The sequence below is a fragment of the Arsenophonus sp. ENCA genome (assembly GCF_002287155.1).
GTDB lineage: Bacteria > Pseudomonadota > Gammaproteobacteria > Enterobacterales > Enterobacteriaceae > Arsenophonus > Arsenophonus nilaparvatae.
In genome coordinates this window covers 1-9,093 of record NZ_NHNG01000568.1, presented here as the reverse complement: position 1 = coordinate 9,093, position 9,093 = coordinate 1, and the positions used below count along the sequence as shown (strand labels likewise).

Sequence of the window (9,093 nt, the reverse complement as noted above, 5' to 3'; positions counted from 1 at the left end):
TAAAGCTCGAATTTACCCTGCATGCAATGGCCTATAACTTATCAAGAGCGGTTGCTCTGATATTATGGATGATTTTTAGTCTATTATTTGTACAAACTAAAATCAGAAAAAGAGAAAATCTGCACGGTGGGATATTGTTGAAAAAAAATTCCACCCCTTTTGCGACAGCCTCTAGAGGGCGTGGTTGCGCCGCACTGCGGATAAAAATTGTCTAATGCTTTAAGAATTAGCAATAAACTGTTCACGCAGCAATTGAATTTGATCGCGTAAACTGGCTGCTTGTTCAAATTCAAGATCTTGTGCATAACGATACATTTGTGCTTCTAACGCCTGAATTTTAAGCTCCAATTCTTTGGTCGAAAGTTTCTGATAATCTTCGATAATCGGTGATATTTGCGGTTGTTTATGTTTACCTTTTGCCGATATTGGTACACCGACTTGTAAAATATCGCCAACTTTTTTATTTAAACCTTTAGGCACAATACCATGCTGTTGATTAAAGGCAATTTGCTTTTCGCTACGACGTTCCGTTTCTTTAATCGCTTTTGCCATTGAATCAGTAACCTTATCGCCATATAAAATAGCTTTACCTTTCAGGTTACGCGCTGCACGCCCAATAGTTTGAATTAATGAACGCTCTGAACGTAAAAATCCTTCTTTATCTGCGTCTAAGATAGCAACTAGTGATACCTCTGGCATGTCCAGTCCTTCACGCAACAAGTTGATGCCCACTAAAACATCAAATAAGCCTAATCGCAAATCACGAATAATTTCGACCCGTTCAACGGTATCAATATCTGAATGCAAATAGCGAACCTTTATGTCATGTTCTTGCAGATAATCGGTCAAATCTTCTGCCATTCTTTTGGTTAACGTTGTTACTAGCACTCGTTCATTTACCGCTGTACGCAAATTGATTTCAGATAACAGATCATCAACCTGAGTAGCTACCGGACGAACTTCAATTTCGGGATCGAGTAAGCCAGTTGGCCGCACAACTTGCTCAATAATTTCATTTGCCGATTTTTCCAATTCATACTTACCTGGCGTGGCAGAAATATAAATTGTTTGTGGGGAAAGTGCTTCAAATTCCTCAAAACGTAATGGGCGATTATCCAACGCAGAAGGTAAGCGAAAACCATATTCTACTAATGTCTCTTTACGCGAGCGATCACCACGATACATACCGCCAATCTGTGGGATGGTGACATGCGATTCATCAATAACTAATAAACCATCTGCGGGTAAATAGTCAAACAACGTTGGTGGTGGTTCACCGGTTGCACGGCCAGAAAGATAACGTGAATAATTTTCAATACCAGAACAATAACCCAATTCATTCATCATCTCTAAATCAAACTGGGTACGCTGTGTTAACCGCTGCTCTTCAACAAGTTTACTATTTTCCAGTAGTAATTTACGTCTTTGTGCCAATTCAGTTTTAATCTGCTCCATGGCTTCAAGGATACGCTCACGTGGAGTTACATAGTGAGTTTTAGGATAAATGGTAAATCGCGGTACATTATGTTGGATCTGTCCGGTTAAGGGATCAAAAAGCGCTAGCCGTTCTACTTCCTCATCAAATAATTCAACTCTTAACGCATATTGATCTGATTCGGCAGGAAAAATATCAATCACTTCCCCCCTAACTCTAAATGTACCTCGCTGAAATGCTTGATCATTGCGGCTATATTGCAAATCGGCCAGGCGGCGTAAGATAGCTCGCTGATCAATAATCATACCTTTGGTTAAATGAAGCATCATTTTTAGATAGCTATCAGGATCACCTAAACCATAAATCGCTGATACCGAAGCAACAACAATAACATCACGTCTTTCAAGCAGTGCTTTAGTGGCAGAGAGTCGCATCTGTTCAATATGCTCGTTAATAGAAGCATCTTTTTCAATAAAGGTATCGGAGCTTGGAACATATGCTTCTGGTTGATAATAATCATAATAAGAAACAAAATATTCCACCGCATTGTCAGGGAAAAAAGCCTTCATCTCACTATATAATTGTGCAGCCAACGTCTTATTGTGAGCCATTACCATTACCGGGCGGTTAACCTGCTCAATAACATTAGCGATAGTGAATGTTTTACCCGATCCAGTGACACCAAGTAAGGTTTGATGAGCCAATCCATCATTAAGACCTTCGATTAATTTCTTTATTGCTGCGGGCTGATCACCGGCAGGTTGAAATTCAGCATGCAATTTGAAGACTTTACTCATCTAACCCTCTCTACTAAAAATATTTCTTTATCATACTGGATAAAAAAACAGTTTCAATGTCAGCTGAAATAAAAAATCAGTTTCATTCACAACCAATTATTTACATATATTTATTATTTTAATAACTTAGTTATCCCCAAGCTTTTTTTTACCTTGAATTATATTTTATGCTAATCAGCCAATGTAAAACTTTATTATATATCATTTCAGACTTGATTTTATATAACATGTTAATATTTATATAATTTTACTTCAGAGCCGAGAATGGCATCAACTGCCCGCCAAGCCTCATCCCATCTCGGTTAGCGTAACTTTTCTAGATCTAATACACAAGGTTATCCACAGGAATAGTGGATAACTCAAGAAATTCTTTTCAGTATCAATAGTTGTAAGATTTTCACTTGAGCATTGGCAACCATTTTTGCCAAAAAAATAATCATAAAAAAAAATTTTTTTTATAAGTAAAAAAAAGAAAAATAGCATTTCATTTGTTGCAATTAAGCTAATTCAAGCAAAAGATGGCTAAAGCGACATAACGCTTTAGCCTAAAAACTAGTCCTATTACAGTAGGTTATCTAAATTGACAAATTTGCCAAGCGAATGAGATTGCCAATTTGGCAAATGCGGAATAACTCCTAAACATGGCGCTGACATCCGTTGCTGTAATGTTAGCAAATAATCCTGCTGATATTGACCCGGTAAAACAATCTCATTAGCCACCCAGCCTGCCAATAATAAGCCACTTTGCTCAATGGCCTGTGCGGTTAATATTGCATGGTTAATACAACCCAATTTTATGCCAACTGTTAATATCACTGGCAATTGCTGTTGTATAACCCAATCAGCCAAAGTGTGCTTAGCACAAAGCGGTGTATACCATCCCCCAACACCTTCGACAATAATCCAGTCAGCAGATTGTGTTAATTTATTTAATCCTGTATGCATTATCTGCCAATCAATAAGCTCCCCTGTTAGTTGACTAGCAATATGGGGTGACGTTGCTTGAGCAAAAACGATCGGATTAACATCATGGTAATTCAGTTTCACGCTACTATTTTTTTTTAATAACTGAGCATCTGAATTTCTTAAGCCAATGGTTAACTGTTCACTGCCTGAGGCTACCGGTTTATAGCCCGCTGTTTGATAACCCTGATCGGCAGCTGCTTGTAGCAGCGCACAGCTGACGACTGTCTTACCCACATCTGTGTCAGTTCCGGTGACAAAAAAACATCTATTCACGATATAACATTCCATAAACCAGTTGATAAGTTAAAGGAAATTGCTGATTAATATGAGGATAATGATCAACCAGTTTAGCTAACTGGTTTTTTGTCATTAGACCCTGCTGCTGACGCCCATCCGTTAGATAAGTCGCGCCAATACCCTTTATAGATTGAAGTAAACAAGCAAATGTAGGGTAAGTTAAATGCCAGCAACGCTGTTCTAAACTATGCGGCCAATCGCGACAAGCCTGCTTAATTTGTTCAAAAGTCATAAAAGAATTAATGTGCCGGTTATTATCAACTTTTTGCCAACACTGTTGTAGCTCTTGTAATGAACCATCGACTAAAGTAGAAAAAGCAACGACCCCACCCTTTTTAGTAACACGATATAACTCACTTAATGGGGTAGATAAATTACTACACCACTGAATAGCAAGATGACTAAAACAGAGATCAACACTTTCATCGGCCAGTGGTAACCTCTCCATATCGGCCTGGATATAGCTCATAGCTGCTTGCTTTTGTTGAGCAATGGCTAACATTGATGCAGACAGATCGAGGGCAATAACCCGTTTTCCGGCTAACTGCCACTGCGCACTGAAATAGCCGGTACCACAGCCAGCATCCAGCACTTTTTTACCAGGTATTGCAGATAAGCAATCAAACAAATGTTGGCCACTTTGTTGTTGAAATAATGCAATATTGTCGTAATTTTTGGCCGCCCGCCCAAAAGCATGAGCAATCGCTTGCTTATTCATCGGCGTCGTTGTTAAAGAAGTCATTTAATGTTTCCATTAACTGTGCAATATCGGCTAATTGATGATTTGCCATCAAGGTGATTCTTAATCTTGCACTACCCGCTGGTACCGTTGGCCGCCGAATAGCTTGTACCCAAAATCCTTGCTGGCGTAAAAATTGAGATAACTGTAAACAGCGTTGATTACTACCAACAATGAGTGGCTGAATTGCGCTAGCTGAATTTAATAGTGGCAATTGATAGTAGTTGGCTAATTGACGAAAATAATCGATATTGCGCTGTAAATTGGCTCTTAATTCATCTGCTTGACGAATTTGTCTAACCGCCTCAGTTAATGCCACAGCTTGAGCCGGAGGCATTGAAGTACTATAAATCAAATGGCGAGCATATTGCAGAAAATAGTCAGCGGTGTTTTCATCACAAAGCAATGCCGCACCACTTAGACCAAAAGCTTTACCAAATGTCACCACCAGCAGTTCAGGCTTTATCTTATGTAGATAACAACTACCTCTGCCTTCATGGCCTCTTACGCCAATACCATGGGCATCGTCCACTAATAACCACGCCTGCGCTTGCCGCGCCACTGCCTGCAATTGAGCTAAAGGGGCACTATCGCCATCCATACTAAATATACCTTCAGTGGCAACCAGTGTTTTACCAGTATGATTGGTCGCCAAAAGATGCCTTAAGGCGTCAGGTTGATTGTGGGCAAAACGTTGTAATCTAGCTGGCGATAACATCGCGGCTTCCAGTAAGGATGCATGACTGAGTTTATCGGCCACAATATGATCATTTTTGTTCATTAAGGCCGTTATTACACTTTGATTTGCCGCATAGCCGGAAATAAATAACAAAGCACGGGGGTAACCTAACCAATCGGCAAGCTGTTGCTCTAATTGGGCGTGAGCGCAATTAAAACCGATAACATGACCAGAACTTCCACTACCTGTTCCATATTGGCTTAATCCTGTTTGCCAGGCTTTAATAATTGCCGCATGATGACTTAATCCCAGATAATCATTACTTGAAAAATTGACATACTGCTGTTGATCAAAGATTAGCGTACACGCATCATTTTTTTTAATTAGCTGCCGCTGCCGCCACAATGCTTGCTGCTTGCGCCTATCAAGTTGACGAGTTAAAAATGTTGACCAATTCATTATAGTGCCGCGTTATAAAACTGTTCCGTATCCACTTGCATCATAGCTTCTTCCAGCCGCTCAATTTGCTGGTGGTGAGTCAAGGCGGTTGCAATCGGTTGAGGATTAATATTTAGCTTGCGAAAAAGTTGCTGATCTTTGTCTTCTTTGGGATTAGCGGCCGTCAATAACTTACAGCCATAAAAGAGGGAGTTAGCCCCAGCCATAAAACAGAGTGCTTGCATCTGTTCATTCATCTGTTCACGGCCAGCAGAAAGCCGGACAAAAGAGGTTGGCATCATAATACGGGCAACAGCGATGGTGCGAATAAAGTCAAAAGGATCGACATCATCATTATCTTCAAGGGGCGTGCCTTTTATTTTTATTAACATATTAATCGGTACACTTTCAGGAGCCTGCGGTAAATTAGCTAATTGAACCAATAGCGCCGCCCGATCAGTTACCTTTTCACCTAAACCAACAATTCCACCAGAGCATACCTTCATGCCTGCCTGACGAACTACATCAATCGTATCCAGCCTTTCTTGATAGGTTCGAGTGGTAATGATGCTGCCATAAAATTCAGGTGAGGTGTCTAAATTGTGATTGTAATAATCAAGTCCAGCCTCCGCTAACCGGTGTGCTTGCTGATCATTTAATTTACCCAGTGTCATGCAGGTTTCTAAGCCTAATGCTTTGACTTCTTTCACCATGGTTTCGAGATAAGGCATATCGCGTTCATGGGGATTGCGCCAGGCAGCGCCCATACAAAAACGGGTTGAACCGGCTTTTTTGGCTTGTTTAGCCGACTCGATCACTTGCTGGACTTCTAATAGTCGTTCGGCTTTTAATCCGGTTTTATAGCGAGCACTTTGTGGGCAATATTTGCAATCTTCCGGGCAGGCGCCGGTTTTAATGGAGAGTAAAGTACTAATCTGGATCTGTTGCGGATCAAAATGTTGACGATGAACTTGCTGAGCTTGAAAAAGTAATGCAAAAAAAGGTAAATCAAATAGTGCTTGTGCCTGACTAAATGTCCATGGTTTTTCCATCTTCACCATTCTCTCTTCTGAAACAAAAAGTATTGCCAGTTTAAATAACTGCGTTATCATGTCAACTAAAATAAATATAATTAGTTGACTATAGATAATGAAAATCGACGATCTTAATTTTGATGCAAAACATATTTGGCACCCATACACTTCAATGACCAAACCAATACCAGCCTATCCTGTCGTGCGTGCTTCAGGTGTCGAACTTGAATTAGCTGATGGCAGAAAATTGATTGATGGTATGGCTTCCTGGTGGGCAGCAATTCACGGCTATAACCATCCCGTACTCAATCAGACCGCTACAGAGCAATTAACGAAAATGTCCCATGTAATGTTTGGCGGCATCACACATCCAGCAGCGACTGCTTTGTGCCGACAATTAATCGATATAACTGATGATAAATTAGAGTGTATTTTTCTGGCTGATTCCGGCTCAGTTGCGGTCGAGGTGGCATTAAAAATGGCATTACAATATTGGCAGGCACGAGGCGAAGCGCGCCACCAGTTTATTGCCTTACAACAAGGATATCATGGTGATACCTTTGGTGCTATGTCAGTTTGCGATCCGGAAAATTCGATGCATAGTCTTTATCGGGGCTATCTACCCGAACATATTTTCGTGCAAGCGCCTCAATGCGGTTTTTATCAACAATGGAATGCTGATTCTCTGATCCCATTACAAAAAATACTAACCGAACGGGCAGACAAAATTGCTGCCATCATCGTTGAGCCAATCGTTCAGGGAGCGGGCGGTATGCGAATTTATCACCCTAATTATTTGACGGCAGTGAGGGAATTATGCGATCGCTATAATATTTTGCTGATTGCCGATGAAATCGCCACCGGTTTTGGCCGTACCGGCAAATTATTTGCTTGTCAACACAGCGGCATTGCACCGGATATTTTATGTTTAGGTAAAGCGCTAACCGGTGGTTATGTTACTCTGTCAGCCACTCTGACCAGCCGTTCTATCGCAGAGACTATCAGTCTAGGTAAAGCTGGCTGTTTTATGCATGGGCCCACTTTCATGGGCAACCCGCTAGCCTGCGCGATCGCTGATGCGAGCATAACATTACTAAGGAATAGCCCGTGGCAAAAATGGGTGAAAAACATAGAAACTCAATTAATGGCTGAACTCTACCCACTGCGAGATCAACCACAAGTTGCTGACGTGCGAGTTTTAGGCGCAATTGGTGTTGTTGAAATGAAAAGCCCCGTCAATGTGCCTGAATTACAGCGTCATTTTGTCGCTGAGGGAGTCTGGATCCGGCCATTTGGTAAATTAATTTATTTAATGCCACCCTATATTATTACCGCTGAACAGCTGACTAAGTTAACGCAAGCGATAAAAAAAATAGTCATCAAGCTGTAAATTAAAAATAATTTAGTTTTCAATTACATGGGTCGTGATCCACATCGGCCCTTTGCCAACCGGATACCGATCTAATGCTTGTAGCACGCCAGTCACCGCATCTATTTTATAAACCGCAATATGATCGGACTTTTGGCCTGCGGCCAGCAAAAAATGACCGCTTTGATCAATATTGAAGCCACGCGGTTGAGTTTCGGTTGCATAAGCTGCCATCGGCGTTAATGCTAACCCCTCTGCTGTCACCTCGAAGTGGCGAATAATACTGGCAGAACGTTCACTAGCATAAAGATGACGACCATTTGGCGTAATATGGATATCGGCAGCCCAAGGTTTACATTCCGCTCCGGCAGCTAAAATGTCACAATTTTGCTTTTGCTGATAAGGTTCAAATGCAGAATAAACATTAATGGTGGCATCTAACTCATTTAAACAATAAAAAGCGTTGTGGTTAGGCGAAAATGCCAAATGGCGGGGCCCTGCGCCTTCATTAGTTGTGATCCGATAGGCAACCTGTTCGGTTAAATGTCCATTGTCATTAATGGTATAAACGCGGATCTGATCTTCCCCTAGACAAGGGACAAACAAGTGTGAATTATCAAAACTTACTCCCGATGCATGGGGATGTTTTAAATCGCCAATAACTTGAATTGGTGATTGAGCGATCCCCTGTTGATCAAACGGTAACACCATTAAATTACCCTGATGGTAAGAGGGAATAAATAACCAACGCCCCTGATTATCAGTTTCAATATGGGTTGGCGTGGCGGGAATAGCGGTAATGGCCTGTTGGCTGAGTTTTCCTTCAGCTGAAATAAGATAAGTAATAATCGCAAAATCAGGACGGATACCAACATAAAGGTGTCGACCATCACGACTAATCTGCATCGGTTGCACTTCACCTGGTAATGTCAACTGTTGCAATAATGTCAGTTTGCCCTTTTCATCCATTGACCAAACATGAATTTGCTGGCTTTCTGGACTGGCAACATACACCACTTGTTTCATTAATTAACTCCTCAGAAATAATTCGACAAAATAGCCTCAGTTATCATATCCGATCTATTGCTAAATAATGACAAAAATAGCCAAATGGTTAATAAAAAAATTTATTCATCAGCTGACTGGTGTCACTAGCTTGCAGGTTTCTATAAATTATCACTGTGTGACTAAAGGGCACCTCGAAAAACCTAAGCCGAGTTTGATTTTGCTGATAAAGTTATCGGAAGCTGGTCTACTGAGCTAACCACCATGAAGAAACGCAGCGCCATTAAGAATGACCTCTTTGCAAACCAGTATCACCAACAGACGATCGACAAGT

The 9,093-nt window shown here is 41.0% G+C and carries 8 protein-coding genes; 2 read left to right on the top strand and 6 right to left on the bottom strand.

The annotated features are described in order from the left end of the window. On the top strand, nt 1-215 hold a 215-nt coding region (locus CBG25_RS14810; protein WP_290607582.1), incomplete at its 5' end, for a hypothetical protein. A gap of 4 nt (nt 216-219) precedes the next feature. Here the strand turns inward: CBG25_RS14810 and uvrB are convergent. The 5 genes from uvrB to bioB all read right to left on the bottom strand — a co-directional run bounded on the left by uvrB (nt 220) and on the right by bioB (nt 6,412). Further along, nucleotides 220-2,232, bottom strand: coding sequence for an excinuclease ABC subunit UvrB (gene uvrB / locus CBG25_RS14805; protein WP_290607580.1), 2,013 nt, complete (start codon nt 2,230-2,232; stop codon nt 220-222). Between the two features lie 561 nt (nt 2,233-2,793). Beyond that, on the bottom strand, nt 2,794-3,486 hold the full coding sequence (gene bioD, locus CBG25_RS14800; RefSeq protein ID WP_290607578.1) for a dethiobiotin synthase: 693 nt from the start codon (nt 3,484-3,486) through the stop codon (nt 2,794-2,796). Continuing rightward, nucleotides 3,464-4,237 carry a malonyl-ACP O-methyltransferase BioC gene (gene bioC / locus CBG25_RS14795; protein WP_290607576.1) on the bottom strand — a complete coding sequence of 258 codons (774 nt, stop codon included), beginning with the start codon at nt 4,235-4,237 and terminating at the stop codon, nt 3,464-3,466. Before bioC ends, bioD begins: the two co-directional genes overlap by 23 nt. Next, nucleotides 4,206-5,372 (bottom strand): 8-amino-7-oxononanoate synthase, encoded by a 1,167-nt coding sequence (bioF, locus tag CBG25_RS14790; RefSeq protein WP_290607574.1) that lies wholly within the window; start codon nt 5,370-5,372, stop codon nt 4,206-4,208. The genes bioC and bioF overlap by 32 nt, the downstream gene beginning before the upstream one ends. Then, nucleotides 5,372-6,412: a biotin synthase BioB gene (gene bioB / locus CBG25_RS14785; RefSeq protein ID WP_290607572.1), complete on the bottom strand. Its 1,041-nt coding sequence runs from the start codon at nt 6,410-6,412 to the stop codon at nt 5,372-5,374. The genes bioF and bioB overlap by 1 nt, the downstream gene beginning before the upstream one ends. A gap of 88 nt (nt 6,413-6,500) precedes the next feature. On the opposite strand from bioB, the gene bioA reads away from it, so the two are divergent. Then, nucleotides 6,501-7,775 carry an adenosylmethionine--8-amino-7-oxononanoate transaminase gene (gene bioA, locus CBG25_RS14780; RefSeq protein ID WP_290607570.1) on the top strand — a complete coding sequence of 425 codons (1,275 nt, stop codon included), beginning with the start codon at nt 6,501-6,503 and terminating at the stop codon, nt 7,773-7,775. Between the two features lie 12 nt (nt 7,776-7,787). Here bioA and pgl read toward each other — a convergent pair whose 3' ends face one another. Next, the gene (gene pgl / locus CBG25_RS14775; RefSeq protein WP_290607568.1) at nt 7,788-8,780 is read right to left on the bottom strand and encodes a 6-phosphogluconolactonase; all 993 of its coding nucleotides are present in this window, start codon (nt 8,778-8,780) and stop codon (nt 7,788-7,790) included. Between the last annotated feature and the right edge of the window lie 313 nt (nt 8,781-9,093).